This is a genomic window from Faecalicatena contorta, assembly GCF_022835095.1.
In the GTDB taxonomy this organism is placed as follows: domain Bacteria; phylum Bacillota; class Clostridia; order Lachnospirales; family Lachnospiraceae; genus Faecalicatena; species Faecalicatena contorta.
The window spans coordinates 4,634,802-4,652,926 of the sequence record NZ_BQNQ01000001.1; the positions used below are offsets into that span (position 1 = coordinate 4,634,802).

17 protein-coding genes and 1 tRNA gene are annotated in these 18,125 nt (G+C 46.8%); 10 read left to right on the forward strand and 8 right to left on the reverse strand.

What is annotated here, in order from left to right; genetic code table 11:
* Positions 1 to 293: 293 nt before the first annotated feature.
* The 3 genes from MWG26_RS20690 to MWG26_RS20700 all read left to right on the forward strand — a co-directional run bounded on the left by MWG26_RS20690 (position 294) and on the right by MWG26_RS20700 (position 3,422).
* Positions 294 to 1,058, forward strand: coding sequence for an ABC transporter ATP-binding protein (locus tag MWG26_RS20690; protein ID WP_025655745.1), 765 nt, complete (start codon positions 294 to 296; stop codon positions 1,056 to 1,058).
* Entirely contained in the window at positions 1,048 to 3,066 is a 2,019-nt protein-coding gene (locus MWG26_RS20695) for an FtsX-like permease family protein (protein ID WP_025655744.1), read from the forward strand. Before MWG26_RS20690 ends, MWG26_RS20695 begins: the two co-directional genes overlap by 11 nt.
* Before the next feature lie 285 nt (positions 3,067 to 3,351).
* A tRNA-Cys gene (locus MWG26_RS20700) sits at positions 3,352 to 3,422 on the forward strand.
* Positions 3,423 to 3,466: 44 nt separating this feature from the next.
* Here the strand turns inward: MWG26_RS20700 and MWG26_RS20705 are convergent.
* A complete protein-coding gene (locus tag MWG26_RS20705) occupies positions 3,467 to 3,817 on the reverse strand; it encodes a helix-turn-helix domain-containing protein (protein ID WP_025655743.1) in 351 nt (116 codons plus the stop codon).
* A gap of 333 nt (positions 3,818 to 4,150) precedes the next feature.
* Here MWG26_RS20705 and MWG26_RS20710 point away from each other — a divergent pair, with 333 nt between their 5' ends.
* From MWG26_RS20710 to MWG26_RS20730, 5 genes are read left to right on the forward strand one after another with little or no spacing between them, the layout of a single operon-like run.
* Positions 4,151 to 4,852 (forward strand): lantibiotic protection ABC transporter ATP-binding protein, encoded by a 702-nt coding sequence (locus tag MWG26_RS20710; protein ID WP_025655742.1) that lies wholly within the window; start codon positions 4,151 to 4,153, stop codon positions 4,850 to 4,852.
* Positions 4,852 to 5,625 (forward strand): lantibiotic immunity ABC transporter MutE/EpiE family permease subunit, encoded by a 774-nt coding sequence (locus MWG26_RS20715; protein WP_025655741.1) that lies wholly within the window; start codon positions 4,852 to 4,854, stop codon positions 5,623 to 5,625. Before MWG26_RS20710 ends, MWG26_RS20715 begins: the two co-directional genes overlap by 1 nt.
* The gene (locus MWG26_RS20720) at positions 5,619 to 6,392 is read left to right on the forward strand and encodes a lantibiotic immunity ABC transporter MutG family permease subunit (RefSeq protein ID WP_044926790.1); all 774 of its coding nucleotides are present in this window, start codon (positions 5,619 to 5,621) and stop codon (positions 6,390 to 6,392) included. Before MWG26_RS20715 ends, MWG26_RS20720 begins: the two co-directional genes overlap by 7 nt.
* Before the next feature lie 53 nt (positions 6,393 to 6,445).
* The gene (locus MWG26_RS20725) at positions 6,446 to 7,135 is read left to right on the forward strand and encodes a response regulator transcription factor (protein ID WP_025655740.1); all 690 of its coding nucleotides are present in this window, start codon (positions 6,446 to 6,448) and stop codon (positions 7,133 to 7,135) included.
* Between the two features lie 18 nt (positions 7,136 to 7,153).
* Positions 7,154 to 8,584 (forward strand): HAMP domain-containing sensor histidine kinase, encoded by a 1,431-nt coding sequence (locus MWG26_RS20730; protein ID WP_117440817.1) that lies wholly within the window; start codon positions 7,154 to 7,156, stop codon positions 8,582 to 8,584.
* A 72-nt stretch (positions 8,585 to 8,656) separates the two neighbouring features.
* Here the strand turns inward: MWG26_RS20730 and MWG26_RS20735 are convergent, their stop codons facing one another.
* The 6 genes from MWG26_RS20735 to MWG26_RS20760 form a co-directional block, all read right to left on the reverse strand.
* Positions 8,657 to 9,295, reverse strand: coding sequence for a lactate utilization protein (locus MWG26_RS20735; protein WP_025655739.1), 639 nt, complete (start codon positions 9,293 to 9,295; stop codon positions 8,657 to 8,659).
* A 329-nt stretch (positions 9,296 to 9,624) separates the two neighbouring features.
* Complete coding sequence (gene xylB, locus MWG26_RS20740) at positions 9,625 to 11,097, reverse strand: xylulokinase (protein WP_025655738.1); 1,473 nt, start codon at positions 11,095 to 11,097, stop codon at positions 9,625 to 9,627.
* Between the two features lie 97 nt (positions 11,098 to 11,194).
* Positions 11,195 to 12,679, reverse strand: a complete 1,485-nt coding sequence (locus MWG26_RS20745) for an L-fucose/L-arabinose isomerase family protein (protein WP_025655737.1) — start codon at positions 12,677 to 12,679, stop codon at positions 11,195 to 11,197.
* 65 nt (positions 12,680 to 12,744) lie between these two features.
* Positions 12,745 to 13,362: a DUF4867 family protein gene (locus tag MWG26_RS20750; protein ID WP_025655736.1), complete on the reverse strand. Its 618-nt coding sequence runs from the start codon at positions 13,360 to 13,362 to the stop codon at positions 12,745 to 12,747.
* A gap of 96 nt (positions 13,363 to 13,458) precedes the next feature.
* Entirely contained in the window at positions 13,459 to 14,289 is an 831-nt protein-coding gene (locus MWG26_RS20755) for an AraC family transcriptional regulator (RefSeq protein ID WP_025655735.1), read from the reverse strand.
* 185 nt (positions 14,290 to 14,474) lie between these two features.
* Positions 14,475 to 14,627 (reverse strand): hypothetical protein, encoded by a 153-nt coding sequence (locus tag MWG26_RS20760; RefSeq protein ID WP_153919934.1) that lies wholly within the window; start codon positions 14,625 to 14,627, stop codon positions 14,475 to 14,477.
* A gap of 326 nt (positions 14,628 to 14,953) precedes the next feature.
* On the opposite strand from MWG26_RS20760, the gene MWG26_RS20765 reads away from it, so the two are divergent.
* Positions 14,954 to 15,340 carry a BlaI/MecI/CopY family transcriptional regulator gene (locus MWG26_RS20765; RefSeq protein WP_025655733.1) on the forward strand — a complete coding sequence of 129 codons (387 nt, stop codon included), beginning with the start codon at positions 14,954 to 14,956 and terminating at the stop codon, positions 15,338 to 15,340.
* 1 nt (position 15,341) lies between these two features.
* A complete protein-coding gene (locus MWG26_RS20770) occupies positions 15,342 to 17,147 on the forward strand; it encodes a BlaR1 family beta-lactam sensor/signal transducer (protein WP_025655732.1) in 1,806 nt (601 codons plus the stop codon).
* 168 nt (positions 17,148 to 17,315) lie between these two features.
* On the opposite strand, the gene MWG26_RS20775 is transcribed toward MWG26_RS20770, so the two are convergent.
* Positions 17,316 to 17,876, reverse strand: a complete 561-nt coding sequence (locus MWG26_RS20775; RefSeq protein WP_117440818.1) for a YdeI/OmpD-associated family protein — start codon at positions 17,874 to 17,876, stop codon at positions 17,316 to 17,318.
* Between the last annotated feature and the right edge of the window lie 249 nt (positions 17,877 to 18,125).

An 18,125-nucleotide genomic window follows, 5' to 3' on the forward strand; every position in this document is an offset into this window, starting at 1 on the left:
CGCACCTTGCTGCAAGACATCCGATCCAATAAAGTGATGGGGTCGGGCATTAAGTTCCTCGCCACAGGCGACTTTAAGTGAACCAGATGCCGTTACTATGCGCGGCCCGCAGACCGCGCTTAGTAACAATCTTTCGATTTTGTAAGGTTACTGAAAGCTGATTTGATACAACCTGATCACATTTTCCGTTACAATATTTATATCCGGGGGCGGTCCGCAATCCACAACCCGCGGAATAATAGGTTTAAAAAGCCGCTCATCAATAAGTAACGGGAAAGGAAGGTATTGATTTCATGAAGGAACTGCTCCATATAGAAGATGTAGAAAAATATTATGGAAACAAAAACAATCTGACCAAAGCGATTGACCGCATAAGCTTTATCATTGACCAGGGGGAATTTACCGCAATCATGGGGGCCAGCGGCAGCGGAAAGACAACGCTCTTAAACCTGCTCGCAACAGTAGACACCGTCACCTCCGGACATATCTGGTATGGCCGGGACGACATTACAAAGATGAACGAGGATCAGATGGCGGACTTCCGCAAAAACAATCTCGGCTTTGTCTTCCAGGACTACAACCTCTTGGATACGCTTACTCTGAAAGAAAATATCGCTCTTGCCATGTCGCTCACCAAAAAAGGAAAACGTGAGATTGATCAGCAGACAAAAGATATCATGGAGAGACTGGATATCTGGTCTATCCGCAACAAATTTCCTTATCAGGTCTCCGGTGGCCAAAAACAGCGCTGCGCCTGTGCAAGGGCTCTGATTAACCATCCCAAAATCGTATTTGCCGACGAGCCGACCGGGGCCCTGGATTCCAAATCCTCCCGGATGCTGCTCGAAACATTTTCCTATATGAACAGCGAGCTCAATGCAACCATCCTCATGGTAACACATGACGCTTTCTCCGCGAGTTACTGCAGCCGTATCCTTTTTCTAAAGGACGGTCAGATCTTCCATGAACTGCGCCGGGGCCCGGGAACAAGGAAAGAATTTCTAAATGAAATCCTGGATGTGCTCTCCCTGACTGGAGGTGATGGGTATGCTGACTAAGCTGGCCCTGCGAAATGCCCGGCGCTCTCTCAGAGACTATCTCATTTATCTCATGACAATGGTGTTGATCACTGCCATGATGTTCGCCTTCAATTCCATGATCTTCTCCGATGCTGTCCGGGAAATCTGCACGGAAGCAGGAATGCTGGCGGCCATGCTTGGAATGGCAACTTTCTTCATCGTACTGATCATTATCTGGCTTGTGCACTATATGGTAAAATTCATGGCGGAAAAACGAAGCCGGGAGTTTGCTACCTATCTCCTTCTGGGTTTCCGTAAAAAACAGATTGCCAACCTTTTCTTAAAAGAAACGATCCTGCTTGGACTGGCGGCATTTGTCATCGGCCTGCTCCCCGGTTTGTTTCTGCAGCAGCTCCTCACCACCTTGATCTACGCCATGGTAAATGCAGACTACAGCATCCGGCTTGAATGGAAAATGGCTACCCTGCTGATGACGGCGGGAATCTACTGCGGCTCCTATCTGCTGGCCCTTTTCAGAAACAAACGCAGATTTAAGAAAATGAACATCCGGGATATGATGTATATGGAACATCAGAACGAAGAATTAAAGAACGGCAACAACTCCGGCAAACAGTGGATGTTCTTCGCCGCTGTGGCTTTCATGATCTTTTTCGGCTGTATGCTGATCTTCGGCCACTTTAACGATTGGAACGTGTATCCCATGATTCTAGGTCTGGTGGTATCCGTTTACCTGCTCTATATGGGTCTCTCCGCTTTCCTCACCGGCTACATCAAAAAAGGCCGGGCCGGCGTCTGGAAGCATGCCAATATTTTCGTGCTGCGCCAGCTTTCCTCCAAGATCCGGACCATGCAGTTCACGCTGGGCACACTGACGATCCTATTTATGGTCGCTTTAATAGGAGCCTCCTGCGCCCTCATGCTGAACCAGTTCCAGAACACACAGTCCGACGAAAAATGGCCCTTCGACATTGCCGTATACCATCAGAACCCGGACTACGATTTCGCAGGAGAAAAGGAAGCCATACAAAAAGAGGCAAAAATAAAAGACGCTTATATTTACCAGATATTCGAAAATGAATCCGATGACATGAACAATTTCCTGATTCATAACTATTCCCTGGCCGACAAAAGCTCGTACTACAAATATGACACCTATATGATGCTATCCGATTACAATTATCTGCGCAGAATGCTGGGGTACCCGGAAGTATCGCTGGGGGAAAATGAATATCTGCTCCACATCAAGTCCCGCCTGGCCAAGACGGCCGCCCCCTTCACGGAGCAACCGCTCGATATAGGCGGCACCTCGTACACCTGCGCAGGCATATACACGGAAGGCTTCGAGCAGAGCGGGCATAACGGGGCTGACTACATCCTCATCGTCCCCGATCAGGCCGCCAAATCCATGAAGCCGTATTATTCCCTTCTGATGGTCCAGATTAACGGCACCATTCCCAAGGATTTTGGAGACACCCTCCTGAACATCCAGGGGATCACATGGAATGATGAAGAATACGGGTATGAAGGATACGGCGATGCCGATGCACACAGAGGATACGGAACCGACAACATCTATGTCTCCGACAGCTACACCTTTGTACGGCAGAACGAAATGCGGGAAATGAAATTCCTCATGTCCACCCTCATTTTCCCGCTCTTTTATATAGGACTCGTCTTCCTGTGCGTAGCACTCACTGTACTGGCCGTGCAGCAGCTAAGCGATTCAAGCAAATACCGGTACCGTTATAACCTGCTGCGTAAACTGGGCCTGCAGGAAAAAGAACTGAACAGGCTTATCCTGAAACAGCTGTTCCTGTATTACCTCTGCCCCTTTATCGGTGCACTTCTGATCAGCGGAGGAATCGCAGGCTATATCAGCCATGCATTCGTCACATATTCAGGAGTGGTGGCGCCGGTGTGGTCTTACTTCGGATTATCACTGCTGCTGTTCGGGGGGATGTATATGATCTACTTCATAGCAACTTATATTGAATTCAAGAGGAATATTCTTGGGGGTGAAAGGTAGACGTATTCGTGAAGAGGGCGCCGTGAGAACCGGCTGGGCTTCCAAACACCCCCATATCCGGTTCTTACGGCTGGGCGCTTCATGTAGGTACGTTCACTAAAGCGTACAGAAAGCACACTGAAAGTTCCCCTGCTCCGGTAGCAGTCCCGTTCCACAAAAACGACCTCCCTATTTCCCCGCTCCCCAACCGCTCACAAAGTTCGCTTCATCTCTTGACGGTTTGAGATTTTTTTGGTATAATTTAAAAGCTGATTGAGTAGTATATAAAGTACAGCAATTAGCTAAGGCGCAGTAGCCAAGCGGTAAGGCGTGGGTCTGCAACACCCTGATCACCGGTTCAAATCCGGTCTGTGCCTCTCTCAAACTTAAGAGTTTAAGGTTCACAATGATGAGTTCATGATTAAGAACTTGTTATAATTGCTGAAAGACTTTGATGCAGTACGGACGTATCGCCAACAGACGGTATGTCCGTTTTTTCTTCGTTGCTATAATCAGCTACTTTTAAAACAGTTTCTTTCATTTCCTTATTCATCATTTCACTTTTCCTTTCTACGTCAATTAATTCGCGGATGACTACTTCATAAAAGTCTGCCATCTCAATTAGAATATCAAAGTCTGGCATATTAGTTCCGGTTTCCCTTCTTGATATAGTTCTTCCTGAGACATTTATCTGTTCGGCTATTTTCTCTTGTGTCAATCCCTTTTCTTTGCGCAGCTTCTTAAAGAAGCAGCCTGCCTTTTTCTGATCCATTTTCTTCTAATAGTTACCTAAAACAGTGTCAAACAGTAACAAGACAGGCTTGTCCCAACTGTTTCGTCAAACGGTTCATTTGGGACATAATTTCACATTTTCGTGTGTACCATTTTATTTAAATTTCAACAGAAAATCTTTTTTGGGAATACCGTTTGTTATAGAAATGTTATTTTTCAGTGTTAGAGTGTATCTGATAAGACATATAGCGTGTTGACCGGGCCCACTTATCAGGATTCAGAGGCAAGGCAGGTACAACATTTTTCACGTCACTATGAGCTCTTTCCCGTGGGAATTTTGGCTCGCTTAATTTTATGGAAAGGAACGATTAATATGAATGATTTTATTCTAAAAACGGATGATTTGTCTAAACGTTACGGAGAACAATTAGCTGTTGGCGGGGTCTGCCTGAAGATCAGGCGGAATTGTGTGTACGGGCTGCTGGGACCGAACGGGGCTGGCAAGTCTACTACGCTGAAGATGATTACCGGACTGCTGAGGCCCACGGAGGGGCAGATTTATTTTAACGGTAAGCCCTGGAAACGGGATGCCCTGGAAAAAATCGGAGCTTTGATTGAGGCACCCGCTTTGTACGGCAACCTTACGGCGGAAGAAAATCTGCTGGTGCATACCAGGCTCTTGGGGATCCCCGGCGAAAAGATTCATGAGGTGCTGGATACTGTTAACTTGAGGAATACCGGTAAGAAACGGGCTTCACAGTTTTCTATGGGGATGAAACAACGGCTGGGGATTGCCGTGGCGCTTCTGAATAATCCGGCCCTGCTGGTGTTGGATGAACCTGCCAATGGACTTGATCCCTTCGGAATTCAGGAATTGCGGGAACTGATTTCTTCTTTTCCTGAAAAAGGCATTACTGTCCTGCTCTCCAGCCATATTCTCTCTGAGGCCGCCCAGGTTGTGGATCAGATCGGAATTATCAGTAACGGACGGCTGCTGTTTCAGGGTGACCCTGATCCCGGCGCAGATCTGGAGGACTTTTTTACAGATATTATAATAAATGGAGGGTATAAATGATGAATGGGCTGCGATCTGAACTCCTTAAATATAAAAGAACGTTTATGGGAAAACTAATTGTTTTGGTTCCGGTGTTTTTCGCAGGATATGCGCTGATTATGCAGGCAACTCTTATGAAACATCCCTTGTCACAGAACAGATCCTGGATGTGGGACAACCTTTTAGCCCTGATTTTTAACTGGTGGACTTTTGTATTCCTTCCTCTTGGTTTTGCACTTTTTGCTGCATTAGCGGCCGGGCAGGAAAAGAAGTCCGGAAATTATCGCGCCTTACGTTCACGCAATGTTTCACCCATGCTGCTTTGGATATATAAGGTGGCGGCTATGGCGGTCTACAGCCTGCTTTCTGCGATGGTTCTGACCATTGCCGCAATTCTAGCAGGGGTACTCGCAAAATCCGGCGCTATCCCCTTCCGGCAGATTGCAGCAGCAAGTATTGTCTGCTGGGCGGCTTCCCTTGCCCTGATTCCTATTCAGTTGTGGGCGGCTACGTGGAAGGGACTGTTTCTGAGCATGGGGCTCGGATTTGCAGGCATGGCAGCCGGGGTTCTTGCCGCGCCTGAGGCTTTCTGGTTTACTGTACCCTGGAGCTGGGCAATACGGCTAATGTGCCCTATCGCGGAAGTACATCCAAATGGTTCTGTATTAGAAAGCGGAAATCCGCTCATGGACACTTCCGTGATCCCAACCGGAATCGCGGTGTCAATAGCTGTATTTCTGGCCGTCACGCTGCTTACCGCTGTATGGTTTAACAGGAGGGAAGAAAAATGCTGAAGCTCTTATTATCCGAATGGCTCCGGACAAAGCGGACGGCTGTCCGGTGGCTTACTTTTTGTATGCCTATTATATTCTCTCTATGCACGGCTGCCTATCTGGCAGCCCGGGAAGGAAGTACGCAGGCGTTTGCTTTTGAAGGATTTTTCACAATCTGGACAGTGTTTATAATCCCGGCAGGCATAGGTATTCTGGCTGGATTTATTGTACAGGAGGAAGAGCTTGCCGGAAACTTTTCCGGCTATTTAGGAACTGGGCTTTCCCGTGTCAGGCTATATGCCGGTAAGTTTTTACTACTGTTTTTTTGTGTGGCCGTGTGTACATTTATCGCAGTATTGATCCTCTGCGCGGGAATGAAGGCCGCGGTGCCGGCAGGAGTTACCGTCTGGGTGTTTGTGGCAGGCGCCGCTCTTGCAGTCATTGGAGCCCTTCCGCTGCTTGCACTTCACCTGTGGATCAGCTTCGCCTGGGGGATGGGAGCCTCTGTCGGCATCAGTTTTGGCGGTCTTTTAATGGCGGCAATACTTGGCCTGACAGGCCTTGGTTCAGGGCTGTGGCCGTTCATTCCATGGACCTGGCCGGTCAAGCTGGGGATGCTCGCGGGCACTTATTTCCTGAAAGATGCCGGCTCCCTTTCGCAGACAGAAATTACATCCGGCTTGATAAAAACGGCATCCACAGGACTCGGCGCTGCAGCAGCTGGTCTGATTCTGTTCTTGATCGGAGGGATGATATGGTTTAACATATGGGATGGGAGAAAAAGCTAGTATAAGCCATACTAGTAAAAGAGTTTGTTCTTTAAGTAGAAGGGAGTGCCATATTGAGTAAAATATTGATAATTGATGACGAAACGGACCTTGTCATGCTGCTCGAGGATGAACTAAAAGCAAAGGGACATGAAGTGCTCACAGCTTATGACGGGCAAAAAGGTATTGAGCTGTCACGAAAGCAGCCGGATCTGATCATTCTGGATATTATGATGCCCGGTATGGATGGGTTTGAAGTGTGCCGGGCGATCCGGGATGATGTCCTGTGCCCTGTTATTTTCCTGAGTGCACGGCAGTCGGAAACCGATAAAATCAGAGGATTAACCCTTGGCGGCGATGACTATATAACCAAGCCCTTTGGACTGCAGGAGCTGATGGCGAAAATCGAAGCAGATCTGCGGCGTGAGAGACGGTCACAGTATATGAATGCGGAGAACAAACGATCTAAGCTGTACTTTGAAAAACTGTGCCTGGATATGAGAGAACGCACTGTCAGGGTTGATGGAAAAGACATAGATTTGACCAAACGCGAGTATGACATTGTAGAATTACTGGCACTCCATGCGGGTCAGGTTTTTTCGAGAGAACAGATCTATGAAAAGGTATGGGGCTACGATTCCGAGGGAAATTCCTCCACTGTTGTTGAGCGTATCAAGAAAATCCGGGCAAAATTTTCAGCAGCGGCTGACAAAGAGTACATCTCCACCGTCTGGGGAATCGGATATAAGTGGAATAAAACGTAAGAAAGCGGGGTACATCCTATGAAGAATCAATCACTTGCATCCCAGTTCAGGCGTACTTTTGTAAGGATTCTGACAGCCAGCGCAATCGGGACGGTGCTTACCTATGCGATTGTCTTTTATTTATTTACCAAATCCCTGGATCGTGACATTTATACTCCAGATTATTACGAGCGTCAGGTTCCCGGTATTGAGGCTTATATTCGTGAAACAAACCTGGATCTGCTGTCGCAGTCCGAAGAAGCCGGCTTAAAGAGTACCATTCCGGACGGCGGGATGCTTTATCTGGTTGTAGATGAAAATGGCAGCATTCTCTATGGTTCGAATCCGCGAAAACCGTTTGAGACAAAGGAAGAATTATTTCACAGCTTTGCAGGGACAACTGTCTTTCGGCATGGACATTACATCTATACGGTTCCTCTCCTGGATAACAACGGAAATACAGCGGGGGCCGTCCTTCTCTCCTACCAGATTAAAACAACTTTTGCAAATAACAGGGGAAAGCTGGTATTCGCAGCTCTCATCCTGGCTCTGTGCTCTCCGTTTCTCTACATCATCGGTTTTACGCTCCTGTATTCCAGAGTATTTGCCCGCAAGATCAATCAGCCGCTCCAACTGTTAATTGATGCGTCAAAAAAGATACAGGAAAAAGATCTCGACTTTGAAATTGACTATCATTCAGACAATGAACTGGGCAGGCTTTGCCTCGCTTTTTCCGAAATGAAAGAGGAACTTCAGAATTCTCTGTCTGCTCAATGGAAAATGGAACAAGAACGTGTGGAAATAGTGGCGGCTCTGTCCCACGATTTGAAGTCCCCTCTTTCTATTATTCTGGGATATACTGACGCGCTGCTTAAAAACAATTCTACGGGAGACGAAAAGTTATGCCGGTATCTCAGCGTTATCCGGGAAAACGCGAAAAAAAGCGCAGCACTTGTCCAAGAGATACAATATTCGTCCGGCCTGGAGACATCAGACATACAGCCACATCTTGTGCCTGTATCTTTACCTGATTTTTTGACGCAGAAAGTACATGAATTTGAACTGCAGGCAGGGCAAAAGGATATTAAAATGGTTTTAGAAATGCAGGGTTACATGGAGAATACCATATGGACCGATTCAGAATGGCTGTCGCGGATTTTTGATAATATTATTTCTAACAGTCTGCGGTATACCCCGGCGGGAGGGTCGGTTCACATTACCATAAAAGCCGAAAAAGAACGGATTACGTATAAAATTTGTGATTCTGGAAGTGGATTTAGTCCGAAGGATTTAAATAAAGCTCTTAATAAATTCTATCGCGGCGATGAATCCCGGCAGTCGGGCGGCGGGCATTCCGGTCTTGGACTCTATATCGTCAGACAATTAGTGGAACAGCTTGGCGGTACCGTCAGGATAGAAAACACAAAAACAGGCGGAGCATGTGTGATGTTTTGGCATAAGGTTTCATAAATCAAATTATTATAACCGGCTGAAAAATATACCGCCGGTGAACATCCTCTTTGTCCCGGCGGTATGCTACCTCTAAAATCCCAAATTGTCATTAACCAATATGACTTTTATTCTTTCCTTCACTCCCGAATTACGCGTCACAAGCACCTGGCAGCACATGGAATTTGCACCTTTGCAGTCATAGCAGAATCCGTCGTTCCTGCAAGGTGTGTCTATGCCCAAACGGACAGCATTTATCGGGGTAGCCTCATTGTGCACACGACTCAGTGCTTCTTCCACATTTTTAACCGCTTTATTCATTCCAACGATTAGAATTACATTTTTCGCCCCAAAAGCAATGGCAGCGATCCGATTCCCAAACTTATCTATATTAACCAGTATTCCATCATATGTAATGGCATTGGAACTGGCAAGGAAGTAATCACTGTCAAGACATGCCAGTTCTGCCTGACGCTTTTCCTCCGGAGTCTTACAGACATCCCGGTTAATCACCTGATAATTGCCTTCACAGACCGCCTGCTTCAGCCCGGTCTCCGTCACAGAGGCTGAACCGCCCCAGCCTACACTGCTTCCTTCCGGCATCATATCAAGCGCCATTTTCAGTGCTTCCTCTTTTGTCTTCGCATAATAACCAGCCATATTACGGCTTTTTAGATTCTTAATCATGTGTTCTGCAAGTAATTGATTGCGTTCTGCACGGTAATTATCCATACTTTCATCCTCCTGTCATTTATACGGTTTACATGTTCTTCACATATTCATTATAAGCATTGCCAGTGGAAAAATCTACCTGGCAGAAACATTTTGATGTCGTTAGTTTCAAAGGGGTTACTGTTCACACCCTGCGGGTGCGCACAGTAACAGCATCTGCCCATTAAAAGCCGCCTGCGGCGAGGCACAGATGCCCCGAGGCCATCACCTCATTGGCTCCGATGCCGTGCAGCGGGGTGCACGACACGGTCTGAACAGTAACTCAAAGGGGTCAGACCCCTCCGCTAAGAGGACACTCCCCTTTGCAGAGGGATCTGACCCCTTTGCACTTATTCAGCCAGCACCTGAAACAATTCCTTCATTGCCGGGTATATTTTCCTAAATTTCCGGTAACGTTCTTCATATTTTTCTACCAGCTGTGCATCTGGTTCTACGGTCTCGATTACCTTTACCAGCTTACCTGCCGCATCTTCTACGGATGCATATTCCCCGCATCCTACTGCCGCCAGGATGGCGCCTCCGTATCCGGGGCCTTCTTCGCTTTCTATGACATCTACTTTCAGGTTCATGACATTCGCAATGATTTTTTTCCAGAGCGGGCTCTTTGCCCCACCACCGCATATTTTTGTTCTTTCGATCCGGATACCAAGGCTTCTGGCCACTTCCAGAGAGTCTCTCAGTCCGAATGCCACGCCTTCCAGTACGGCCTGGGTCATTTCCTCTCTTGTGGTATCCATCGTCATTCCCGTAAACGTTGCCCTTGCTTTCGGATCATTGTGCGGGGAGCGCTCTCCCATCAGATATGGCAGATAGAACACCTGATTTTCTCCCAGTTTGACAATGTCCTCCTGCTCTGCGGCGTATTCTTTTGTCTTCAGAATCTCATCCATCCACCACTTATTACAGGATGCAGCGCTTAACATACAGCCCATGAGATGATAATGGCCGTCCGCATGAGCGAAGGAATGCAGCGCATTGTTGTCATCCACGCCAAAGGAACTGCTTGAGATAAAGATTGTGCCTGATGTTCCAAGAGAGATATTGCACATCCCATCTCCCACCGTTCCTGTACCTACCGCTGCGGCCGCATTATCCCCGGCTCCTGCGATCACCTTTACGCCACTGCCAAAACCAAGCTCTTCCGCCACATCTGCTTTCATATGTCCAACAACATCATAGCTCTCATAGATCGTGGGAAGCTGCTGCTCTGTAACGCCACAGACCTCCATCATTTCCTTAGACCAGCGTTTATTCTTTACATCCATAAGAAGCATACCGGATGCATCGGAATAATCTGTGCAGAACACGCCGCTCAGCTTATATGCCAGATAGTCCTTTGGAAGCATAATCTTACTGATTCTTGCAAAATTCTCCGGCTCATTTTCCTTCAGCCAAAGGATCTTGGGCGCTGTAAATCCGGCAAAAGCGATATTGGCCGTGTATTCAGACAATTTGTCTTTTCCAATCACCTCATTAAGATAAACCGTCTCTTTTTCTGTCCTTCCGTCATTCCAGAGAATTGCAGGCCGTATAACTTCGTCCTTTTCGTCCAGTACCACAAGTCCATGCATCTGTCCGCCAAAACTGATACCAGCAATCTGCTGCTTGTCACAATCGGCAGTCAATTCCCTGATTCCCTCAACAGTCTGCGCATACCAATCCTGCGGATTCTGCTCTGACCAGCCGGGGTGTGGAAAAAACAGGGGATATTCTTTAGAAACGATATTCTGGATCTTACCGTTTTCATCCATCAGCAGAAGCTTTACTGCTGAAGTACCTAAATCTACACCTATATATAACATAATAACCTCCGCATCATTCCAAAAAGTCGGGCAAGGGGGTCAGACCCCTCTGCAGAGGGGTCTGACCCCCTTGCCCACCGTTTTCAGAATATTCTGTTTATTTCCAGGGATTTTCCGTCGGATACCGTACGCCGGCCGGCTGGTTATACCCAATTTCTTCCACCGGCACTCCTATGTATTTGAATACCTCAAAAAGCGCCTTTCCATAATTGCCAAATGCCACTGCGCCATGATGCGGGTAGTTGCCCTCAATTAATACATGGCGGTAGAACCTTCCCATCTCCGGAATTGCGAAGATGCCAATTGCTCCAAAGGAGCGGGTTGCAACAGGGAGTACTTCTCCCTGGGCTATGTATGCGCGCAGCTTACAATCCGCTGTGCTCTGCAGTCTAAAGAATGTAATGTCTCCCGGTACAATATCGCCTTCGAGCGTTCCCTGTGTCACTTCTTCCGGCAGCGCTCTAGCCATGATCATCTGGTATTTCATCTCACAGAAGGAAAGCTTGCTGGATGCGGTGTTTCCACAGTGGAAGCCCATAAATGTATCTTTGTGCGTGTAGTTGTATTTGCCCTCAATCTCCTCTTTGTACATATCTGCCGGTACTGTATTGTTGATATCCAGCAGGGTAACGGCATCTTCGCTTACTACGGTTCCGATAAATTCACTCAAAGCCCCATAAATGTCAACTTCGCAGGACACCGGAATTCCCTGTCCGGTCAAACGGCTGTTTACATAACATGGAACAAAGCCAAACTGGGTTTGGAACGCCGGCCAGCATTTTCCTGCAATTGCCACATATTTTCTGTAACCTTTGTGCTCCTCCACCCAATCCTTCAGGGTGATCTCATACTGCGCTAACTTTGCAAGGATCTCCGGCTTTTTGTTCCCTGCACCGAGTTCTTCTTCCATCTCTTTTACAATAGCCGGAATTCTCTCGTCCCCTGCATGTTTGTTATATGCTTCAAATAAGTCCAGTTCAGAATTTTCTTCTATCTCAACACCCAGATTGTAAAGCTGCTTAATGGGTGCGTTGCACGCAAGGAAATTAAGCGGACGAGGCCCAAAGCTGATAATCTTTAAATCATTGAGCGCTGTAACAGCCCTTGCGATTGGCCTGAATTCATAGATCATATCTGCACATTCTTCTGCCGTGCCAACCGGGTATTCCGGAATATAGGCTTTAATATTGCGCAGTTTCAGGTTGTAACTGGCATTGAGCATGCCGCAGTAGGCATCCCCGCGCCCCTGCACAAGGTTGTCTCCACGCTCCTCTGCCGCTGCAATAAACATCTTCGGCCCGTCAAAGTGCTTTGCAAGCAATGTCTCTGCAATCTCCGGTCCAAAGTTACCAAGATAAACAACAAGCGCATTACATCCGGCTTTCTTCACATCTTCCAGCGCCTGCACCATATGGAGTTCGCTCTCTACGATACAGACCGGGCACTCATAGATTCCCTCTTCACCGTATTTCTCATGATAAGCCTTCATCAGCGCTTCGCGCCTGCTTACCGACAAACTCTCCGGGAAACAGTCCCTGCTGACAGCTACAACTCCAATTTTCAGTTCCGGCATGTTATTCATTGTATGTACCTTCCTTTCTTAATAAATATATTAGTTTCCTATTACCGCTCAAACTCAGATTCCATTTATTCCAATGTAATATTTTCACCCTTCAGCCCGCAGAAAGCACCCTCGATCTTTGCCTCCTCATGGGCAATCAGCCACTTATTTCTTGCGGTGATCAGACAGTCCTCGCCCTCCGTGCCCGGAGTAAATGTCAGATCCGTATTGGTGCCCTCCGGCAGAATTACAACACATCTGAATCCTCCCGGCTGTGCGGTGCAAGGCGCATAGTGCAGCGTGGTCGCATACATCTCCACAACCGTTCCCGCAGGCACATAAAACGCCTCCACCTTCGAAGTATCATACGTAAAATCCGTCCCCACGTCCTGCTGGGAACCGAGCAGCAGAATCATATCGGTCACCGCAATATTAATCTCAGATGAACGGTGGTACTCCAGTCCGTTCAGCTTATGATTATCTCCATTACAGTATCCGATTTCGATCGGAAGTCCCCCAAATGCCCGGTTTTTAAAGGCTTCCGCTTCCGGCAGGGCCTCCATCTCTTCTACAGATGCTACGTAAATCACTTCTTTCGGCAGAGGCGTGTGCTCCATCTCCTTCAGAATTCTGCAGATAGAATAGCCCTGCAGCACTCTTCCGTATTTGCCAAACGAAGAATCCGTTACTTTTTGAATATCCATTAATATCCCTCCTAAGAATGAAAATTTATTCATATTTATCCTTATGAGGTAATTTTATCAGCTTATTCTGTACTTTTCGACCAAATATTTATCTAATCAATGGCACTTTTTTGTCTTTTTTCTAAATTCACTTGGCAGCATCCCGTACTTTTTGCGAAATGCCTTGGCCAAAGCCTTGCTGTTCGGAAATCCATGATCCAGTGCGATCTCACTGATCGTCCGTTCCGTATTTGCCAGTTCCTGGTATGCGTACTCCACCCGTATACTCTGCAGATAAGTCAGATAATTAATTCCGGCATACTTCTGAAACATCCTGGAGAGATAAGCAGGAGAATAGCCAAAGATCTCCGCCAGCCGGTCCAGCGAAATCTCTTCCGTATAATGCTCCTTCACATAGGACGTAATGACAGACAGCCTGTTCAGTTTACGATTTTTCCTTACCATCTCCCGGCTCACTTCCATCTCCCGGTACCTGGTTACCAGCAGGTACAAAAGCTCATAAAACAGCCCCTGTACCTTCAGGTCATATCCACACTTTTTCTCGGTATAAGCCCGATAAATGGAAGAAATCAGGATCATCACCTTCTCATCCTGGGATTTTGAATCATGGGTAAAACGAATGAACTGCTCTCCTGTATAGTATTTCTCAAAAACCTTCAGCGGAATCTGTACGACAACCGTCATATTTTGCTCCGGAGAATCCACGGAATGGATCTCATTGGAATTTACCAGCATAAATTCACCCGGTCTGAGAGGATACTTTTCCTCATTTATATAAAAAGAGAGCTCTCCCTCAAATACTGCAAATATTTCCACCGAGCGGTGCCAATGCTTATCACGGAAATAATTGCCTTCCCTGCCCTCAAAGACAAACACCTTAAAAGGTAAATCTTCATTCGGCACAATCAACTCATGGCTGAATTCCATATCGCCGCCTCCTTTACTGATTCCTTTCCGGATTAACATTCCACGTCTCTCATATTCCGTTTGCGTAAGGGGTAATGATAATCGTCCAAAGGGAAATGTAGCGCTGCCCTGATTATAGTATGTTTCGGGTGATTTTGTAAACACCGGCAGAAAGGCTTACCAATATTTATTATTTATAAAACGGTTTATTTTTTCAAACTGCATTTATCAAATTTTCGCAGTAAACTGTCTGCAAATCCCAAGAAGACTCCCACCACCACAAACAGAGTCCCAAGGAATAATAATATGATCCCTGTCACTAACTTCCCCAATATCTCCACTGCCTTTTGTTTTATCATAGACGGCCTCCTGTCTGATAAAAAAACTCTTTGCACCTAATTACACTTTTATTCTATCACAGAGAATTTGTGAAAGCCTTGCATAAGTCTTTCAATCAGACGGCTTAACCTTACGTTTTTGCAAGATATAGCTCCCGGTCTAAACTCAAACATACAAGCGCGCTGCCTCACCGGGGACGGTCCCTTTTGCAGAGGGGTCTGACCCCTTTGCTTCACCCCTGGCCTCCGCAAGCATACACCCTGCTGTTGCTGCATTGTTTGACAGACTCCCCCCGGAAGATTATAATGTTTGTATTACACACGTAAGAATTAAGGGAGGAACGAACATGACGGTACTGCCTCAGATTTCAGAAGCAGAATTTGAAGTAATGAAGGTCGTATGGAAGCGTGCACCGGTCAGTACAAATGAAGTGACCGACTATTTAACAGCCCATACCACCTGGAGCCCCAAAACAATACAGACTCTGCTGAAACGCCTGGTGAATAAAGGTGCACTCACTTTTGAGAAAAGGGGCAGGGTATTTATCTATACCCCGCTTGTAATGGAAGAAGAGTATATCGGCCAGAAAAGTTCTTCTTTTTTAGAGCGTTACTTTCATGGGGATATTACCGCCATGGTATCTTCTTATCTGGAGCACGATAAATTAACCGAATCCGATATCGAAGCCCTGCGCAGCCTGCTTGCAGGCCAATGCAAAGAGGGAGGAAAGTAGTGTGACCGGTTTTGGCATCCGATTTTTTATCTGTAACTCTTTTATTGCTTTCTTTATATGTATCATGCTCGCCGCGAAGCGGCTTCTCAAAAATCATATTTCTGCCCGCATGCAGTACAACCTCTGGTTTCTTCTGCAGGCATTGTTTGCCGTACCCTTTCTGCCCCCGATTCCCTTTGGGTTTAAGCAGATCCTTTCCCTGCTGGGATCTGGCTCCCCCTCTATACTTTCCGGGGGCCGCATTGATGCTGCTGATGCAGAAAATGCAGTGTCCACAGCAACCGGTTGGATGAATGATTTCGCCATGTCTGTTTCCCACAAAAGGGGGGCTGTTATTGCCGGAACTCTCTCCGCCGTCTGGTTTGCCGGAATGCTGGCTATGGCTCTATATTTTATTCACTCCCGATTACTTCTCCGCCGTTTGGAACGTTCTGCACTTTTGCTCCAAAATAAAAATGTCCTCACACTCTATCACGGCTGCGTAAACGAAATGCATTTGAAAAAGGCTCTCCCGATCTACAGCACCCCATACCTGAGTTCCCCGATTACCACAGGTCTGATCCACCCCCGCATATATCTTCCCCTTTATCTGATCTCAGATTTTCGCAGCGGCACGATAAGCGGGAAAGAACTGCGCTTTATGCTTCTGCATGAGTTACAGCACCACCGGCACAGAGATGCCCTGGCAAATCATTTTATGAATCTTTCAAAACTCGTATACTGGTTTAACCCCCTGGTCTGGTATGCAATGAAAAAAATGCAGTGTGACCGGGAGATCGCCTGCGACGCCGCTGTTCTGCAGATGCTCGCTAAGGAGGAGTATACAGAATATGGAATCACCCTCATCAACCTCGCCGCAAGACTTTCTTGTGCTCCGCCTTCTTATTCCGCCCCCATGGCAGAAAACAAAAGACAAATTACAAGAAGAATTCTGCACATCGCTGATTACCGCCCTCAGTCCAGGTCCGCTAAAATCAAAGGGATTTTGCTATGCCTGCTTCCGACCGTCGTTTTACTGGGCCTCTCTCCCATCTTATCTATCAGGGCGGACGTACAGGATTATGATTCCTTCCAGAATACCAGAGAAACCACAGAATATATAGATCTCGAATCCTATTTTCAGGGATATGATGGCAGTTTTGTATTGTTTGACACCGGAACAAATATCTGGCAGGTCTACAATCAGGAAATGGCTTCGCGCAGAGTCTCTCCCAACTCTACGTATAAAATATTCGATGCACTCCTTGGACTGGAAACCGGGATCATCACGCCCGGGCATACGCATATGGGCTGGGACGGAACCAAATGGCCTTTTGACGCATGGAATGCAGACCAGAACCTGAATTCTGCTATGCAGAACTCCGTTAACTGGTATTTTCAATCGATCGACCGACAGGCCGGTCAGTCTGCGGTCAAAGACTTTTTTCGGCGAATCGGATATGGCAATCAGGATGTGAGCGGAGGGACGGACTCTTACTGGATGGAATCGTCACTCAAAATATCGCCCGTTGAGCAAGTATCTCTTTTGAAAAAATTATATTACAATGACTTTGGATTCCATTCAGAAAATATACAGGCGGTGAAAAATGCGATGTTTCTTGCATCCAAAGGCAGCACCTCACTTTATGGAAAAACCGGGACCGGAGCTGTGGACGGTTGGGAAATAAACGGATGGTTTACAGGATTTGTCAGCCAAGATGCCCATGTGTTTTTCTTCGCCGTTCAGATTCAAAATGAAAAAAATGCATCCGGCAGTAAGGCGGCCGAAATCGCTTTGGATGTGCTGGAGGAAATGGGAAAGTATTAAGAAAAAGAGACCCTTTGGCACACCACTTTGCGTAGCTAAGTGGTGTGTGTTATACGCTCTGTCGGCGCTGTAAGCACCGTTTGTCTTGATCGTTGACTGGCTCGGCTGGTTTTGCTGTTTCCCCAGTTATGCAAGTGCGGATTATCCCCAAGAAGGCATACATAACATTTACATCGGTTTTAGATTTCTATTGAGCCGATCCACCATCCAGACAACTCGCTTTTCCCGTCCGGCATCTGTCTTTGCGTCAAAATATGCCCGCGTGTAGGTTTTCTTAACTGATAAGGACATCGCCTGAAAATTTGCATAGGCGGGCTCGTACACTTTTAGCAAATCAGATAAAAAGGCGATCTGTTCCTCTGTCACCGTCGGGGATTTGGGGGCATCCCATTGTCCGTTCTCTTTAGCTTCCTCTATTTTCTTCCTGCCCCAGCCGGTCATAAGTCCTTGTTCTTCAAGGCCTTTAACCAACGCCTTATTCTTCTCCGACCATTTACTGTCCTTCCTGCGTAAAGAAAAATATTTCTTGTATGTTTTGTCATCAATGCTTTGCATCTGTCCGTCTATCCATCCAAAGCAAAGGGCTTCTTCAAGCGCTTCGCTTGCCTTTATTGTTTTCGGCCCTCCCGCTTTTCCAAATAGAAGCCAAACGCCAGCATTTGACAGGCAATGGTCAGAAAGCCATTGCCTGAATTCTTCTCTGTCTGCAAATTCCATTACGTCACTCATTATGTGCTCCTCCTTTCGTACGCCTTCTATGGCCTCCTTGTCAGTTTACTGTTTCTTTCATTCTACCACAAATCCGAGAGACTGGATATCTTATGTTTTTCAGCGGGATATCCAACCTTTTGGATATGCGGAACGGGCGGGGCTGGAGAACAGTCCAAGGCTGTGAGGCTGGGGATATTGATTTGTCTGACATATAATGGAAGTGGTTTTCTTTCTTTGAATTGTTTATAATAAGAATGGTACGTAATA

Bases quoted from the DNA above. Each gene is read 5' to 3' on its own strand.
- xylB (WP_025655738.1), bottom strand. From the start codon at position 11,097: ATGTTATATATAGGTGTAGATTTAGGTACTTCAGCAGTAAAGCTTCTG.
- MWG26_RS20705 (WP_025655743.1), bottom strand. From the start codon at position 3,817: ATGGATCAGAAAAAGGCAGGCTGCTTCTTTAAGAAGCTGCGCAAAGAA.
- MWG26_RS20745 (WP_025655737.1), bottom strand. From the start codon at position 12,679: ATGAATAACATGCCGGAACTGAAAATTGGAGTTGTAGCTGTCAGCAGG.
- MWG26_RS20690 (WP_025655745.1), top strand. From the start codon at position 294: ATGAAGGAACTGCTCCATATAGAAGATGTAGAAAAATATTATGGAAAC.
- MWG26_RS20730 (WP_117440817.1), top strand. From the start codon at position 7,154: ATGAAGAATCAATCACTTGCATCCCAGTTCAGGCGTACTTTTGTAAGG.
- MWG26_RS20720 (WP_044926790.1), top strand. From the start codon at position 5,619: ATGCTGAAGCTCTTATTATCCGAATGGCTCCGGACAAAGCGGACGGCT.
- MWG26_RS20715 (WP_025655741.1), top strand. From the start codon at position 4,852: ATGAATGGGCTGCGATCTGAACTCCTTAAATATAAAAGAACGTTTATG.
- MWG26_RS20710 (WP_025655742.1), top strand. From the start codon at position 4,151: ATGAATGATTTTATTCTAAAAACGGATGATTTGTCTAAACGTTACGGA.
- MWG26_RS20760 (WP_153919934.1), bottom strand. From the start codon at position 14,627: ATGATAAAACAAAAGGCAGTGGAGATATTGGGGAAGTTAGTGACAGGG.
- MWG26_RS20755 (WP_025655735.1), bottom strand. From the start codon at position 14,289: ATGGAATTCAGCCATGAGTTGATTGTGCCGAATGAAGATTTACCTTTT.
- MWG26_RS20735 (WP_025655739.1), bottom strand. From the start codon at position 9,295: ATGGATAATTACCGTGCAGAACGCAATCAATTACTTGCAGAACACATG.
- MWG26_RS20750 (WP_025655736.1), bottom strand. From the start codon at position 13,362: ATGGATATTCAAAAAGTAACGGATTCTTCGTTTGGCAAATACGGAAGA.
- MWG26_RS20695 (WP_025655744.1), top strand. From the start codon at position 1,048: ATGCTGACTAAGCTGGCCCTGCGAAATGCCCGGCGCTCTCTCAGAGAC.
- MWG26_RS20775 (WP_117440818.1), bottom strand. From the start codon at position 17,876: ATGAGTGACGTAATGGAATTTGCAGACAGAGAAGAATTCAGGCAATGG.
- MWG26_RS20765 (WP_025655733.1), top strand. From the start codon at position 14,954: ATGACGGTACTGCCTCAGATTTCAGAAGCAGAATTTGAAGTAATGAAG.